Origin of the sequence: Spirosoma oryzicola, from assembly GCF_021233055.1 — a bacterium.
GTDB classification, from domain to species: Bacteria; Bacteroidota; Bacteroidia; order Cytophagales; family Spirosomataceae; genus Spirosoma; species Spirosoma oryzicola.
In genome coordinates, this window is sequence record NZ_CP089538.1 from 3,269,671 (window position 1) to 3,283,996 (window position 14,326).

General features: G+C 49.7%; 15 protein-coding genes. 9 read left to right on the forward strand and 6 right to left on the reverse strand.

The window, feature by feature from the left end; all coding sequences use genetic code 11:
* Positions 1–223 precede the first annotated feature (223 nt).
* Entirely contained in the window at positions 224–622 is a 399-nt protein-coding gene (locus LQ777_RS13875; protein ID WP_232558523.1) for a LytR/AlgR family response regulator transcription factor, read from the forward strand.
* Between the two features lie 98 nt (positions 623–720).
* Here LQ777_RS13875 and LQ777_RS13880 read toward each other — a convergent pair whose 3' ends face one another.
* Positions 721–2,205: a glycine--tRNA ligase gene (locus tag LQ777_RS13880; protein WP_232558524.1), complete on the reverse strand. Its 1,485-nt coding sequence runs from the start codon at positions 2,203–2,205 to the stop codon at positions 721–723.
* 71 nt (positions 2,206–2,276) lie between these two features.
* Between LQ777_RS13880 and LQ777_RS13885 the strand changes: the two genes are divergently transcribed.
* The 4 genes from LQ777_RS13885 (at position 2,277) to LQ777_RS13900 (ending at position 5,622) form a co-directional block, all read left to right on the forward strand.
* Positions 2,277–2,759 carry a methylated-DNA--[protein]-cysteine S-methyltransferase gene (locus LQ777_RS13885; RefSeq protein ID WP_232558525.1) on the forward strand — a complete coding sequence of 161 codons (483 nt, stop codon included), beginning with the start codon at positions 2,277–2,279 and terminating at the stop codon, positions 2,757–2,759.
* Positions 2,760–2,762: 3 nt separating this feature from the next.
* A complete protein-coding gene (locus tag LQ777_RS13890; RefSeq protein WP_232558526.1) occupies positions 2,763–3,803 on the forward strand; it encodes an MBL fold metallo-hydrolase in 1,041 nt (346 codons plus the stop codon).
* A gap of 76 nt (positions 3,804–3,879) precedes the next feature.
* Positions 3,880–4,365, forward strand: coding sequence for a lipocalin family protein (locus LQ777_RS13895; protein ID WP_232558527.1), 486 nt, complete (start codon positions 3,880–3,882; stop codon positions 4,363–4,365).
* 42 nt (positions 4,366–4,407) lie between these two features.
* On the forward strand, positions 4,408–5,622 hold the full coding sequence (locus LQ777_RS13900; RefSeq protein ID WP_232558528.1) for a pyridoxal phosphate-dependent aminotransferase: 1,215 nt from the start codon (positions 4,408–4,410) through the stop codon (positions 5,620–5,622).
* 74 nt (positions 5,623–5,696) lie between these two features.
* Here the strand turns inward: LQ777_RS13900 and rpiB are convergent, their stop codons facing one another.
* Positions 5,697–6,131 (reverse strand): ribose 5-phosphate isomerase B, encoded by a 435-nt coding sequence (rpiB, locus tag LQ777_RS13905; RefSeq protein WP_232558529.1) that lies wholly within the window; start codon positions 6,129–6,131, stop codon positions 5,697–5,699.
* Between the two features lie 265 nt (positions 6,132–6,396).
* Between rpiB and LQ777_RS13910 the strand changes: the two genes are divergently transcribed.
* Positions 6,397–7,197 (forward strand): LOG family protein, encoded by an 801-nt coding sequence (locus LQ777_RS13910; protein ID WP_232558530.1) that lies wholly within the window; start codon positions 6,397–6,399, stop codon positions 7,195–7,197.
* Positions 7,198–7,258: 61 nt separating this feature from the next.
* On the opposite strand, the gene LQ777_RS13915 is transcribed toward LQ777_RS13910, so the two are convergent.
* A complete protein-coding gene (locus tag LQ777_RS13915) occupies positions 7,259–8,251 on the reverse strand; it encodes a ComEA family DNA-binding protein (RefSeq protein WP_232558531.1) in 993 nt (330 codons plus the stop codon).
* Positions 8,252–8,331: 80 nt separating this feature from the next.
* Positions 8,332–9,633, reverse strand: coding sequence for a PQQ-dependent sugar dehydrogenase (locus LQ777_RS13920; protein WP_232558532.1), 1,302 nt, complete (start codon positions 9,631–9,633; stop codon positions 8,332–8,334).
* A 238-nt stretch (positions 9,634–9,871) separates the two neighbouring features.
* Here LQ777_RS13920 and LQ777_RS13925 point away from each other — a divergent pair, with 238 nt between their 5' ends.
* From LQ777_RS13925 to LQ777_RS13935, 3 genes are all read left to right on the forward strand, one after another.
* Positions 9,872–10,717, forward strand: a complete 846-nt coding sequence (locus tag LQ777_RS13925) for a serine O-acetyltransferase (RefSeq protein ID WP_232558533.1) — start codon at positions 9,872–9,874, stop codon at positions 10,715–10,717.
* Between the two features lie 111 nt (positions 10,718–10,828).
* Entirely contained in the window at positions 10,829–11,737 is a 909-nt protein-coding gene (gene cysK / locus LQ777_RS13930) for a cysteine synthase A (protein WP_232558534.1), read from the forward strand.
* Positions 11,738–11,931: 194 nt separating this feature from the next.
* On the forward strand, positions 11,932–12,801 hold the full coding sequence (locus LQ777_RS13935; protein WP_232558535.1) for a YitT family protein: 870 nt from the start codon (positions 11,932–11,934) through the stop codon (positions 12,799–12,801).
* Here the strand turns inward: LQ777_RS13935 and LQ777_RS13940 are convergent.
* Positions 12,787–13,662 carry an SDR family oxidoreductase gene (locus LQ777_RS13940; protein ID WP_232558536.1) on the reverse strand — a complete coding sequence of 292 codons (876 nt, stop codon included), beginning with the start codon at positions 13,660–13,662 and terminating at the stop codon, positions 12,787–12,789. The genes LQ777_RS13935 and LQ777_RS13940 overlap by 15 nt on opposite strands.
* A gap of 26 nt (positions 13,663–13,688) precedes the next feature.
* Positions 13,689–14,282 carry a TetR/AcrR family transcriptional regulator gene (locus tag LQ777_RS13945; protein ID WP_232558537.1) on the reverse strand — a complete coding sequence of 198 codons (594 nt, stop codon included), beginning with the start codon at positions 14,280–14,282 and terminating at the stop codon, positions 13,689–13,691.
* Positions 14,283–14,326: the final 44 nt, after the last annotated feature.

A 14,326-nucleotide genomic window follows, 5' to 3' on the forward strand; every position in this document is an offset into this window, starting at 1 on the left:
CCTGCGTTTACCGCTCAATAAAGAAAGTCCCGGATGTGCATCCGGGACTTTCTTTATTGAGCGGCAGGTAACCATTTGCTCGTAAAAGTGAGCCAATTAGTGGGTATGTTACAAATTTTATAGCACTTGTTACGAATGAACAAGTCGTTCGAATTCATACGTAGTATCATTGCATATCTTCTTTTCTGGCCTAACAGGCAAGCACCGCTAAATGTAAATTTTTATGACCTACGTATCCTCTGTCACAGCTTCGGCCCGTACTACACCCGCTGAATGGCCCCCCTTGAAGTTATACCTGCGTGAGACAGGGCGGCAGTCGTTTCCTGTTTCAGACTTGGTCTATATGCAGGCAGTTGCCAACTACAGTTGGTTGAACTGGATGGATGGACGTCGGATGCTCATGCCACGTACGCTAAAGTATTACATGCCCAAACTGCCAACCGACTGGTTTATCCGGTTGCACCGTAACTGCGTCGTCAACCGTCGGTACGTAGAGCGGCTGGAACGCACCGATACAGGTGGGTTGGTTCACCTAAGCACCGGCGACGTATTACCCGTATCACGTCGGCGCTGGAGCAGCGTTCGTCGGCAGTTAGTCAATAATATGCCACACTTGAATTAAGTCAGCGGTTTTTCGCTTCTTGCAACACCTGTCTTAAAAGAATGGGCTCCGTCACTATCGACGGAGCCCATTTTCATGCGCTAAAAGCTGACTTGTGATTACATTTTTTCCAGAACGCGTTCGATCGACACTTCCTGTCCGATGCGCGCTTTGAGTTCACTGATTGGAACGCGGATCTGCTCGGTGGTGTCGCGGTACCGGATCGTAACCGTGTTATCTTCCAGGGACTGATAATCGACCGCAATACAGAACGGGGTTCCAATTAGGTCCTGCCGGGTATAACGCTTGCCAATCGCATCCCGATCTTCGTAGATAATCCGAAACTCCGACCGCAGACTCTTGACAATTTCCTGTGCTTTTTCGGGCAGGCCATCCTTGCGCACGAGCGGGAATACAGCCGCTTTCACCGGTGCCAGCGCCGGATGCAGTTTGAGGTAGGTACGCTCTTTCTGATCGTCGCCCTCACCGACCGTTTCTTTAGTGAACGCGTTGCAAAAGATAGCTAGGAACAACCGGTCCGCTCCTACCGACGTTTCGACCACGTATGGAACATAATTGCCATATGGCTTGCCCGTTGCCGGATCAACATCGTTGTCGAAATACTGTTGTTTTTTACGGCTTAACTCCTGGTGCGATTTCAGGTCAAAATCCGTGCGGGAGTGAATGCCTTCCATTTCCCGAAAACCAAACGGAAACTGGTACTCAATATCCACGGCGGCATTGGCGTAGTGCGCTAATTTTTCGTGAATATGGAATTTGAGTTTCTCCGCAGGAAGTCCCAATGCCTGGTGGAATTTCAGGCGCGTATCCCGCCAGCGTTCGTACCACTCCATTTCGGTACCAGGCCGAACAAAGAACTGCATTTCCATCTGCTCAAACTCCCGCATCCGGAAGGTGAACTGCCGCGCTACAATTTCGTTCCGGAACGCTTTCCCGATCTGAGCAATGCCAAACGGAATTTTCATCCGACCCGTTTTTTGTACGTTCAGAAAGTTCACAAAGATCCCCTGTGCCGTTTCGGGGCGCAGGTAAATCAGACTGGCATCTTCGGCCAGCGAACCCACCTGCGTCGAAAACATCAGGTTAAACTGACGTACCTCCGTCCAGTTGTCATTGCCCGAAACCGGATCTTTGATTCCTTCCGCAATAATCAGATTCCGAACACCGTCGAGGTCTTCGTTACCCAGCAGCCGGGCCAGCTCTTCGCGCAGGGCTTTCCCTTTTTCTTCGTCGCCGTTGGTTTCGTAGATCTCAGCTTTCTGCTCAATGAGCTGATCGGCCCGGTACCGCTTTTTCGAATCGCGGTTGTCGATCATGGGATCATTGAACGAATCGACGTGCCCCGACGCTTTCCAGGTGAGCGGGTGCATAAAGATCGACGCGTCAATGCCAACAACGTTATCGTGGAGCTGGGTCATTGCCTTCCACCACAATGTCTTGAGATTATTTTTCAGCTCGACGCCATTCTGACCATAATCATATACAGCCTGGAGACCATCGTAGATTTCGGAAGATGGGAATACGAAACCGTATTCTTTAGCGTGGGCAATAATGTCTTGTAAGGAAATTTTCTGCTCTGTCATAATCAGTTACTGAGTCCGCAAAGATAGGGTTTACGACGAAAATCCCCGATATTGGCTAACTTTCCATAACAATGACGACCATCATTTTTGAATCACCGCTGGGTCTTGTTCAGGTGACGGGGGATGAAGCCGGGGTTTCGGCCATCTCCTGCGTGAACGTTTCGGTCGACGAACCCGTCTCGGCATTCATTCCCGAACCCGTCAGCCAGGCCGTCCAGCAGTTAGCAGATTACTTTGCCGGAACGCGCAAAACGTTCGACTTCCTGATCAACCCGGCGGGTACCACCTTTCAACAAACGGTCTGGAAAGCACTCTTGAACGTACCCTTCGGCACAACGCTTTCGTACCTGGCCCTAACCCGGCGTATCGGCGACGAGAAAGCGATTCGGGCGGTAGCCGCTGCCAACGGAAAAAATCCGCTTTGGATTGTCGTTCCCTGCCACCGGATCATTGGCTCCAACGGTTCGCTGACCGGCTACGCGGGTGGCCTCTGGCGTAAAAAGTGGCTGCTGGAACACGAACGGGGTGGTACCGGACAATTGGTTTTATTTTAACTAATGATTAGATCTCGCTTCATTCTCTTTCTGTGGCTCCTGTCGGCGCTGACAGCCTGCGCCCCGCACTACAAAGGCCCGGTTACGGATCACTTTAACGGCAAAAAGTTTGTCAACCCGAACATGCCCGAACGAACATCGGGGGGAGTGCTAAAGTGGCTGTTGCACCGCGACAAAGGCCCGTGGCCGGAGCAACCCGACGCCTTCGTGGGGCCACGACCAGCCACACGCGTCGAAGGCGATAGCCTGGTCGTTACATTCGTCAACCATTCTACATTTCTGCTTCAGACAAACGGCCTTAATATTCTGACCGATCCTGTCTGGTCGAAACGCGTTGGCCCCACCTCGTGGCTGGGTGTCAAGCGTAAACGTCCGCCGGGCTTACGTTTTGACGAACTACCGCCCATCGACGTAGTGCTGCTCAGCCACAATCATTACGACCACCTTGACTTACCGACGCTAAAAAAACTGGTCAAAGCGCATAACCCGCTTTTTGTCACACCACTTGGTGTATCCTATCTGCCAAAGTCGGTAGACGGTCGGACAACGCGCGAATTAGATTGGAATGACACCTTACGGGTAAACGACAACTTACAATTGACCTGCGTACAGGCGCAGCATTTCAGCAACCGGGGCATGGGCGACCGCGACGAAACGCTTTGGTGCGGTTATCTGCTGCACACGGGTTTCGGTACGGTTTATTTCTGCGGGGACAGTGGCTACGGTCCGCACTTCAAACGCATTGGCGAACAGGCATCGCGTAGTTCGACCGGTCCCATTAAAGTGGCACTCTTACCGATTGGCTCGTACCGCCCCGAATGGTTTATGGCTCCGGTCCATGTGTCGCCAGCCGGTGCTGTCCAGGCCCTTCTGGATACGAAAGCACAGCAAGCCGTGGGCATTCACTTTGGTACGTTCCAGCAGGGCGACGACGGCCTCTACGAGCCAGCGAACGATTTGAGGAAAGCACTCCAGGAAAAACATATTCCAGAAAACCAGTTTTTAGTACCTCAGGAAGGCCGGGCAATTACGTTTAAACGATAAGCAGACAATTCGCTCCGTTTTTTGTAATCTTGCCAACGCGATCAGGCAACTATTGAGTAATGAATCCTTCAATCCCGTGAAACAAAAATCCTTACTTTTTCTGCTTGCGGTCTTTTGCGCGAGCGTTCTTGCCGCCTGTTCAAGAGAAAATGAGGTAGCGGCTGACTCAGGCCCAATTGTCGGCCAGTGGGATATCAACCGCTACACCATTTCGAACCTGCCCGCTTCCTACTCTACGTTGAATGGAACGGTCAGCACCAATCTCGGCACCGATACCTATACCTTTCGATCCGATTCGACGTATTCGGAAGAGTATTCCCCGTATAATTCTTCGTCCAAAAGCACCGAAGAAGGTCGATGGTCGTTTCGCGATACGTTGTTAACGCTACGCCCCAATCCAGCCTCTGGTCAAGTGACTCCTTATACACTTAAGTATGCACGGTCTACGGGCGAAATGTCTACCGGGCCGTTTAAATCCTCCGGAACTGTTGTTAATCCGACAACCCAGGCAACCGAGACCGTGAATTATCAGCTTGAGTTTTTCTACAGGAAGCGCTATTAACCACCAGTTGATTTTGGGAAACGAGCCTCGTAGCTTTGCAGCATGGATGAGATATTAAAGAGCGATCGGCTGACGCATTTAAAATATGATATCAGAGGGCCGGTTTACGAAAAATCGCTTGAGCTTGAGAGTCAGGGCTATAAAATCATTAGCCTGAATATTGGTAACCCGGCAACGTTCGGCTTCGACGCTCCCGACGAAATTGTTCATGACATCATCCTGAATATCCGCAACGCCCAGGGTTATTCCGATTCGCGTGGGTTGTTTGCCGCCCGCAAAGCGGTTATGCACTATACCCAGAACATTGGCTTGCCGGGCATTACCATCAATGACATTTACATCGGCAACGGTGTCAGCGAGCTGATCATGTTATCGATGCAGGCATTGCTGAACGAAGGCGATGAAGTGCTTATTCCGACCCCAGATTATCCACTCTGGACCGCTTCTGTGGCGTTTTGTGGGGGGAAACCCGTCCACTACGTCTGCGATGAAGCCGCCGATTGGAACCCTGATCTAATCGATCTGGAAAACAAAATCACGCCCAGAACCCGGGCGATCGTCGTCATCAACCCCAATAATCCGACCGGTGCCGTTTACGATAAGAGTGTCCTGGAAGGAATCGCTCGCATCGCTGAAAAGCATAAACTGATTGTCTTCTCCGACGAGATTTATGACCGGATTCTGTACGACGGAACGATGCACTACCCGATAGCCAAGATGATCCAGGATACGCTCTGCATCACGATGGGCGGTTTATCAAAAAATTATCGGGCTGCCGGTTTTCGCGGAGGGTGGATGATTATGAGTGGGGCCAGACAACGGGCCAAATCCTACATTGAAGGGTTAACGTTATTGGCCAGTATGCGCCTTTGTGCCAACGTACCAACGCAGTACGCTATCCAAACGGCCCTCGGTGGCTACCAAAGTATCAACGACCTGGTTATTCCAGCGGGACGGCTCTATAAGCAAATTATGCTGGCCTACGACCGTATGACGGCCATTCCGGGTGTATCGTGCGTGAAGCCGAAAGGTGCCCTGTATATTTTCCCGAAACTCGACTTAACCCAGTTCAACATTGCCCACGACGAGCAGTTTGTCTACGATCTGCTGACGGAACAGAAAGTGCTGGTCGTAGCCGGAACCGGATTTAACTTCCTGGATAAAAATCACTTCCGCATCGTTTGCCTGCCAAGCGTTGATGAGTTGACGGTAGCCTTAGATCGTATCGAAGCGTTTCTGGAGAGCCGCCGAAAATAAACAGTTCGCCCGGACAGCCGCCATGAGTAGCGCGACGATCCGGGCGAATAACTTCTTTAGCATTGTTCGGTCAATCAGCAGGCTATCTTGTCTACCCGCTGCTGGTGACGTCCTCCCTCAAATTCGGTGGCCAGAAAGAGCTGCACACACTGAAGCGCATCGTCCAGCGAAATGAAGCGCTCCGGTAAGCAAAGCACGTTGGCATCGTTATGCTGGCGGGTAAGCTGAGCAATGGCGGGTTGCCAGACTAAAGCCGCTCGTATGTTCGGGTGTTTATTAGCCGTCATGGATACGCCCTGTCCGCTCCCACAGATCAAGATTCCCCGTTCTGCTTTCCCCGTTTCGACCGCTGACGCAACCGGGTGAGCAAAGTCGGCGTAGTCAGCCGAATCCGCTGAGTAAGTTCCAAAATCAGTTACGGTGTAGTTACGGTCTTCAAGCCACGATTTGATCGCTTCCTTGTAGGTAAACCCGGCATGATCGGCACCGAGTGCAATGTGTTCAGGCATAGTACAATACGATAAGTAGAAAGTTGGCTATGGATTGATTGATGCTGGTCATATGGCTCAGCTATCAATTCATTCGGATAGCTTATTTATCTAGTTTCTGACGAAACGTTTTGGCAAAATTATTCGTTATTTGAATCCGCCCTAATAAAAATTGCGGTTAGACTCATTGCTGACTCTTTATTTTATTACTCAACACAGGACGGTAGTAGTCTGATTATTAACGAAGTGAGTACGTTTCGCGCCCACTGCCTTTTTTATTACCCAAATGGAAGAAACAAAAGAAAATGTTCACCGCTCTGAAACGCAGAGTACCGAACGCATTACGCAAGACTTACCAAAGCGCGACGAGTTACTGCTTACTCCTGACGAACAACGTATCAAAGACGCCTTTCAGGATCGTAACTGGAACGAAATTAAAACAGCCGACTCCTGGGCAATTTTTAAAGTAATGGCGGAGTTTGTGGAAGGTTTCGACAAACTCGCCAAAATCGGCCCGTGTGTTTCTATCTTCGGTTCGGCCCGCACCAAACCTGATAATCCGTACTATAAAATGACGGAAGAGATTGCGGCTAAGCTGGTACGTCACGGTTATGGCGTAATCACCGGTGGCGGTCCGGGTATTATGGAAGCGGGTAACAAAGGAGCCTTTGAGCAAGGCGGGAAATCAGTTGGTTTAAACATCAAACTTCCTTTTGAGCAACACAGCAACATTTACATCGATCCAGATAAAAGCATCAACTTCGACTTCTTTTTCGTCCGGAAAGTAATGTTTGTTAAGTACGCGCAGGGGTTTGTTGTCATGCCCGGTGGGTTAGGAACTCTTGACGAACTGTTCGAAGCTATGACGCTTATTCAAACCCGTAAAATCGCTCGTTTCCCTATTGTTCTGGTAGGCCGTTCGTTCTGGAGTGGGTTAATGGACTGGATCAACGACGTCATGTTGGGTCAGGAACATAACATCAATCCGGAAGATATGAAACTGGTGACTGTTGTAGACACACCTACCGAAGCTGTCAAAGCAATCGATGATTTTTACAGCAAGTATCTGCTGAAACCAAACTTCTGATAGGTGGTTGAATTTTGACCTGATCGTCTTGGCGGTTGGTCAAAATTCAACCATTCTTTGGTTAAAACTCCAAATATGGACCGATCTTTTCGATTGTCTTCGCGTCCAGAATCCGGATTGGCTTCAGCGATTCAGCGGAACTGTAAGCGCCGTGCTGCTCCCGGTAGCGTACAATGACCTCAGCCTGCCGACGTGATAAAAACGGGTGACGATCCAGTTCTTCAGCACTAGCCGTGTTGATTGCGATCCGGCGCGGTGCGGATTGAATTTTTGCAAATTTCTGTAACTCCTCCAGGGCTAACGAGTCAAGTCCGTATATATCCCTGAACTGGTCCGTCGCGACGAAACCGCCGAGCGCATCCCTGAATTTAATGATTCGTCCGGCCAGTTTGGAGCCAATTCCTTTCAAGGCAATCAACTGAGTGGTATCGGCCGTGTTGATGTCAAATGGTTGTAGTGCGGGTTTTGCAAAAGAAGCGTGACTGTTGCCTTTATACCCATCGGTGGCGTATGACTTCCCGGCTGAAACCTGTTTATCGGTTGTCCGGCTGTCCGCATATTTTTTCGTTGCAGGCTGCTCGGCCAACGTTATGTATGGCTCTAGCTGATCGTACAGATCGGGAGGAAAGTCATAAATACGCAGTAAATCTTCTTTTTTACGGAACTGCCCTCCTTTGCTACGGTATTTGTCGATTCGCTCGGCCAGCCAGCGGGGCAATCCTAGTTGCTGCCAGCCTGCTACGCTAACAGTATTCGGATCGAACGCGAAGAGTTTTGGCTCGCTGAAACGCTCCGCAGTGGTCTTTTCGTTTTCCGGTCTTGCGCCAAACTTGGGTTGTCGAGCTTCCTCCGCTTGCATCAGGCTCACCAGACTATCTAGTTTGCGCTGATCAGCAACGGATGTATCGACGGATTTGGGATCGGCAACAAAGCGATACAAAAAAGGGATTAGCAGGCAAAGCAATGTAAGGGAAATCAGTACCAACGTCCCTCTGGCTTCTTTGTGAGAAAATCCGAAATAATCACGAATAAGCGCTTGTAAACGATTGAACATAATGGTGAGTACCTGTCGATTGAACGACTAAAATACGTAACCAAAATTAAACAATCAATTTACTTACAGCTCTACTAAAACTAGTTCTCAACGAGTTTAAGGATCTTTCCTTCTCCCAGATCGCACAAGTATAACTCGTTTTTCTGGTCCTCGCCGAAAGCTGATATGGCCCCTGCCCTGGGTACGATTTCCTGATTCGAAGCTGACTTCGTACCGTTCGGTGTAAGCGCCCAAACCCGGCCACTCGCGTAATCAGCATAAACATACTTGCCGCGTAACGATGGATTCTGCGCTCCCCGGTACACGATACCACCCGTTATAGAGATATTGCCATCCCGATGCGGATACTGCCAAATCGGGGCAATCAGGTTCTTAGGAGTGGAATTCCCTTCGGCCTTATAGTCCTCACGGCCTTCTTTAACACGCCAGCCGTAATTTCCTCCTTTTGTGATGATGTCAACTTCCTCTATTTCATTCTGACCAACGTCGCCCGCCCATAGCTGACCTTTTTCGTCAAAGCTTATCCGCCACGGATTGCGCAAACCGTACGCAAATAGTTCTTCACGCAATCCCTCCTTGTTGTTGGCAAATGGATTGTCAGCGGGAATACCGTAGTGCCCTTTTTCGGTGCTGTTTACATCGACACGCAGTATTTTACCAAGCCAACTGCTCCGATCTTGTCCGTTGTTCTGCGGATCGCCCCCACTTCCGCCATCACCCGTTGCTACATACAGATAGCCGTCAGGCCCAAACAGCACTTTACCGCCGTTATGATTTGAGTACGGTTGTTTGAACCGGAACAGGATCACTTCGGAATTAGGATCAACCTGTGACGCATTGGTCGAAGAAGCTTTAAACCGGCTTACTATCGTTTCGCGGGGATTATTCTTGGTGTAGTTCACAAAGAAAAACCCGTTCTCCTTAAATTTTGGGTGAAAAGCCAGTCCTAATAGCCCCATCTCCCCGCCATAGGCGACTTTATTCCGAATGTCCAGATAGGTTTGGGAGGACGTAGCATCAGGGTTGTTATCAAACATTTTGATACGACCGACCTGTTCGACCACAAACACCCGATTAGAGCCATCGTTGGCGTGTGTGTACTCAACCGGTGAGTCAAACGTCAATTTTGGGTAAGCGTTTACGGCCCGAACTGAAGCAACTGACTTGGCTGAAGTAGCTTTGTCAGATTCGAAGATCGGAGGCAGTAGACCGGCCTCCTCGACATCTCCTTCGTCACCGGTGCTCACCAGCGATTTTATGTGCTCTACGCCGGCATTGTCAGCCACTTTTTTACTGGGTTGACAGAGCGACCACATAAACCAGGAAAACCCGGCTGTAGCAACCAGCGATAATAAAAATGCATTTATAGCCTTACTAAACATGGCTGTTCATCGTAGTTTGTTGATTAATTCAACACGAACAAAATAGACGCCAAACTAACCGTAGCTACTTTACGTTACGCTTTTGTTATGATATTGACAAAAATCCTTGGATTAGGAACGTTATTTGCTATTATTATACTCAGTTAAGTGTCGTACGATTTCCTCATCGCGGGGCAACTATTCTACTTTTTGAGTTCTCGTAACGACCTTACTTATTTAGTTATTCGCCAATACGATTATGCTTGTTGCTAATACTTCTTTCCTCGACCACCTACAGGCCCAACGGTCGCAGTATCGGTATAAACTTCCCTCCCGCCCCGATGCCGGTCGATTTATTGATCAGTTGATGCGGTTGCTGTTTCCCGTTACGCAGGACTGCCAGTCGGCTTCTCAGCATATCGAGGAAACGTACCAGAAGCTGCATCAGCAACTTATTTGCCTGTTTCAACCCTTGTCAGCCACGCTGCCCACTAATCCTGAAACGATTGCGGACAAGTTCTTTGAGCAGTTGCCCGTTATTTATGACAAGCTGTTTTTGGATGCTCACGCCATCGTAGACAACGATCCGGCGGCCGTTGGCGTCGAAGAGGTGGTAGCGGTCTACCCCGGTTTCTACACCATTGCCGTGTATCGCATTGCGCACGAACTTCTTGGCCTGAACGTGCCGCTTCTGCCACGGATGCTCACGGAGTACGCACACGGTCTTACAGGAATCGATATTCACCCTGGCGCGCAGATTGGCCGGTCGTTTTTCATCGACCACGGCACGGGCGTCGTGATTGGAGAGACAACCGTTATTGGCAATAATGTCAAGGTTTACCAGGGGGTTACCCTCGGCGCAACCCACGTTGCCAAGTCCATGGCTCAGAAGAAACGGCATCCAACGATTGAAGATAACGTGGTTATCTACGCGAATGCCACCATCCTGGGCGGGCGCACCGTTGTTGGGCATGATTCGGTCATTGGCGGTAACGTTTGGCTGACCAGTAGTGTAGAACCTTATTCGCTGGTTTACAACCAGCACCAGACCGAGGTTCGGCTTAAATCGCTTGACGATGCCGAGCCAATAAATTTTGTCATCTAAAATAGAATAACCTTAAATTAAGTTAAATGGGTAATTAAGGAGCTAGCGAACACGGCTATCTTTTTGATTACCCATTTATCTTTAGTGTTCACGTACCCAATTCCTACTTTCATGAAAGCTACCACTATCCTAGATACCATTGGCCAAACTCCGCACGTGCGCCTGAACCGCCTTTTTCCGGGTTATGAGGTTTGGGTAAAACTCGAGCGAGCCAACCCCGGTGCCAGCATCAAAGACCGCATTGCGCTGGCGATGATTGAAGATGCCGAAGCAAAAGGCTTACTTACATCAGGAAGCACAATTGTCGAACCTACCTCGGGCAATACAGGTATTGGTTTAGCGATGGTAGCCGCCGTAAAAGGATACAAGTTAATTCTGGTCATGCCGGAATCAATGAGTATCGAACGGCGTAAGATCATGGCGGCCTACGGTGCTACTTTCGACCTAACCCCACGCGAGTTAGGCATGAAAGGAGCAATTGCCCGCGCTCACGAATTGATCGAAGCAACACCTGACGCCTGGATGCCCCAGCAGTTTGAAAACCCGGCAAACATTGAAATTCACAAACGCACAACCGCCCAGGAGATTCTTGCCGATTTCCCCGACGGATTCGATGTGTTGATCACGGGAGTTGGTACGGGCGGTCATATTACGGGCGTATCGGAGGTGCTGAAAGAAAAATTTCCGAATCTCAAAGCCTATGCCGTCGAGCCCGAGGCTTCCCCAGTGATTCGTGGTGGGGCTCCAGGCCCACATCCTATCCAGGGCATTGGTGCCGGTTTCATACCGCAGAACTTACAACTCAGCGCTATTGATGGCACTATCCAGGTAAGCCGCGACGATGCCTTTGACTGGGCGCGACGAGCAGCACGGGAAGAAGGTTTATTCGTGGGTATCTCGTCAGGTGCTTCCCTGGCGGCTGTTCACCAAAAATTACCCGAAATCACGCCTGGCAGTCGAATTTTGACATTCTCTTACGATACGGGTGAACGATATTTGTCGGTTGATGGGTTGTACTAAGTAAGCAGGCAAACAGTACACTGTCCGTTTGCATCGATTAACTGCTTAACTACCAAAGTACATGTGGGGAATTACGGTAAACGGGTAATTTGGCTTTGTCCCTCAAAGTCACTAGTTACCCCGGCTACTTGTTTACCTCACGCTTCCTAACTACCAGTAACCCATAACTTAGTTTTCACGTTTAACGCGACACTATGATCCAACATTCCGCAACGTACCGTATCATTAAAGACACACTTTTTATTACCGCAGGCGTACTTGGTGCCGGTATGGGTATCAAAGGTTTTCTGTTATCAAGTCATTTCATTGATGGGGGTGTGACGGGCATATCGATGCTGCTCGCTTCCCTGTTTAATATTCCCCTACCCATCTGGCTATTGCTTATCAACTTACCTTTTATTGGGTTGGGTTACCGACAGTTTGGTCGGCAATTTGCCCTTAAAAGCACACTTGGGATTGCGGGTCTTTCGCTTAGTCTGGCCGTTATTCCTTTCCCGGATGTAACACCGGATTTTCTGTTGACGTCTGTTTTTGGCGGATTTTTCATCGGAGCCGGAATCGGACTGGCCATGCGGGGAGGTGCTGTTCTGGACGGAACCGAAATTGCGGCTTTGCTCATCAGCCGAAGCAGCCACATTTTTAAGGTAAGTGACGTTATCCTGGTTCTCAACGTAGTCATATTCAGCGCTGCCGCTTTTTTCCTGGGCGTCAACCCTGCGCTGTACTCCATGATCACTTATTTTGCCGCATCCAAAACAGTAGACTTCGTTATTCACGGTATCGAGGAATACACGGCGGTCCTGATCGTTTCCAAAAATCATGTGGCCATTCGCGAACAGATTATCGAGTGTGGTTGGGGAGTAACCGTCTTGAAAGCCGAAGAAGGCTATGGAAAGCACGGTAGCCACCATGACCTCGACTGTGTCTTGTACGTGGTATTGACCCGACTAGAACTCAGCCGTTTACGAAACATGATCTCGATTGTTGACCCAACGGCCTTTGTCATTCAGCACACGGTTGATGATGTGGCGGGCGGAAAAGTAAAAAGTTTACCCTTGCATTGACGCGCTGTCGGCGAAACGCTCAACGGTTGTTTGTGGAACACCCAGGTCGGTCCACGTTTGCTGGGCCTCAAACACTTCGGGATACCCGTTGAGCGCTTTTGTGATATGCCAGCCGTAATCGGCCTGAGCTGAAAATAACTGTCCGAGTCTTATCAGCGAAGAAGGTACCGTAAGTGTCACCAGTTTTTTCGTTGGGTAAGCTTTCACGAAGCGTTCGGCAGCTTCATGCTGGGTGATCGCTTCCGGTCCCTGAATGACGTATTCCTGATGTTGTCCTCCCCGCGCAATCTGAAACGCCCTGGCCACTTGTTTGCCGTAATCCTCGGCGGCTATATACCACGGACGCACGGAAGATCGATCGATCTGCAACACAAAACGCCCGACCCGCTGCGTGGTGTTCAGTGACTCCATAAAACAGGACGGATAAAAGATGGTGTACGGAATTCCCGACGCTTTGAGCAGGCGGACAGCCTTCTGCTTTATCGCAAACACCCACCAACTGAACCCATCCATGTCTTGATAGCGCATAACCATTGACGATAGATACGCAATTCGACGTACGCCAGCTTGTTTGGCCGCTTCAATTAGATTAACTATCCCCTGCTCTTCGGTATGAAAATCGGCAGGTTTTTCGGTTTGCCTGATCGATAGGTTCAGGTAAACCGTATCGATGCCTTGCAAGGGACCGATGAGACTAGCTATAGTTCGCAAATCACCGGCGGCTATCTCTGTACCAGGAAACAGACGACGGGCTGCGGCCACATCACGGGCAATGATCCGAATGCTGAAACCGGCCTTACGTAGTTCGTGAGTAACAGGTTTACCAATCATTCCTGTTGCACCAATAATGGCAATATGCATTTGATGGCTGCGCTGAAAAGCACAAATTAGCGCAGACCCCGCACAAACCGACGCATTGCTTCCCGGTAAACCTGCTCCGATTTATCGAGCGGCTGCTGGTCTTTCAGCAGCATTGCCAGCGTAATCATGCCATGCGATACCGACCACCACTCGAAATACAATCGTTGAATGCTTTCCTTTGCTTTGGGAATAAACGAGAAAATTGTCGCGCTAACCACGTCGCTAACCGCCTGCATAGCCTCTGACTGATCAACGGGGATGGTACAGTAAGCACCATCCAGGTTATACATCACCTGGTAAATTTCGGGCTGTTGCCGCGCAAACTCCCATTGAATAAGCGAAATCTCGTAAAGTCGCTTTTCCGGGTCTCTATATAATTTTACAATACGCTCGTACTCCTGATGCAGATGGCGAAACCCTTCGTTTCGAATTTCGTTCAGCAACACATCTTTGCTGTCAAAATATTCGTAGACGATGGGGGCACTATACTCAATGGCATCTGCAATTTTACGGATTGACACGGCCTGCCAGCCTTCCCGGCGGGCGATAGCTTTTGCGGTTCCCAGTATGCCAGCACGGGCATTTTCACGGGAACGGGGCTTGCGCTCGATGGTTTCCATAAACGATATAGAAGGTTAACCTTAGTTAACAGTGTTAAATCGCC

What these genes read in the sequence shown, in the direction of transcription:
- cysK (WP_232558534.1), top strand. Translation starts at nt 10,829, where the DNA reads ATGAAAGCTACCACTATCCTAGATACCATTGGCCAAACTCCGCACGTG.
- LQ777_RS13875 (WP_232558523.1), top strand. Translation starts at nt 224, where the DNA reads ATGACCTACGTATCCTCTGTCACAGCTTCGGCCCGTACTACACCCGCT.
- LQ777_RS13910 (WP_232558530.1), top strand. Translation starts at nt 6,397, where the DNA reads ATGGAAGAAACAAAAGAAAATGTTCACCGCTCTGAAACGCAGAGTACC.
- LQ777_RS13935 (WP_232558535.1), top strand. Translation starts at nt 11,932, where the DNA reads ATGATCCAACATTCCGCAACGTACCGTATCATTAAAGACACACTTTTT.
- LQ777_RS13915 (WP_232558531.1), bottom strand. Translation starts at nt 8,251, where the DNA reads ATGTTCAATCGTTTACAAGCGCTTATTCGTGATTATTTCGGATTTTCT.
- LQ777_RS13945 (WP_232558537.1), bottom strand. Translation starts at nt 14,282, where the DNA reads ATGGAAACCATCGAGCGCAAGCCCCGTTCCCGTGAAAATGCCCGTGCT.
- LQ777_RS13885 (WP_232558525.1), top strand. Translation starts at nt 2,277, where the DNA reads ATGACGACCATCATTTTTGAATCACCGCTGGGTCTTGTTCAGGTGACG.
- LQ777_RS13880 (WP_232558524.1), bottom strand. Translation starts at nt 2,205, where the DNA reads ATGACAGAGCAGAAAATTTCCTTACAAGACATTATTGCCCACGCTAAA.
- rpiB (WP_232558529.1), bottom strand. Translation starts at nt 6,131, where the DNA reads ATGCCTGAACACATTGCACTCGGTGCCGATCATGCCGGGTTTACCTAC.
- LQ777_RS13900 (WP_232558528.1), top strand. Translation starts at nt 4,408, where the DNA reads ATGGATGAGATATTAAAGAGCGATCGGCTGACGCATTTAAAATATGAT.
- LQ777_RS13925 (WP_232558533.1), top strand. Translation starts at nt 9,872, where the DNA reads ATGCTTGTTGCTAATACTTCTTTCCTCGACCACCTACAGGCCCAACGG.
- LQ777_RS13890 (WP_232558526.1), top strand. Translation starts at nt 2,763, where the DNA reads ATGATTAGATCTCGCTTCATTCTCTTTCTGTGGCTCCTGTCGGCGCTG.
- LQ777_RS13920 (WP_232558532.1), bottom strand. Translation starts at nt 9,633, where the DNA reads ATGTTTAGTAAGGCTATAAATGCATTTTTATTATCGCTGGTTGCTACA.
- LQ777_RS13940 (WP_232558536.1), bottom strand. Translation starts at nt 13,662, where the DNA reads ATGCATATTGCCATTATTGGTGCAACAGGAATGATTGGTAAACCTGTT.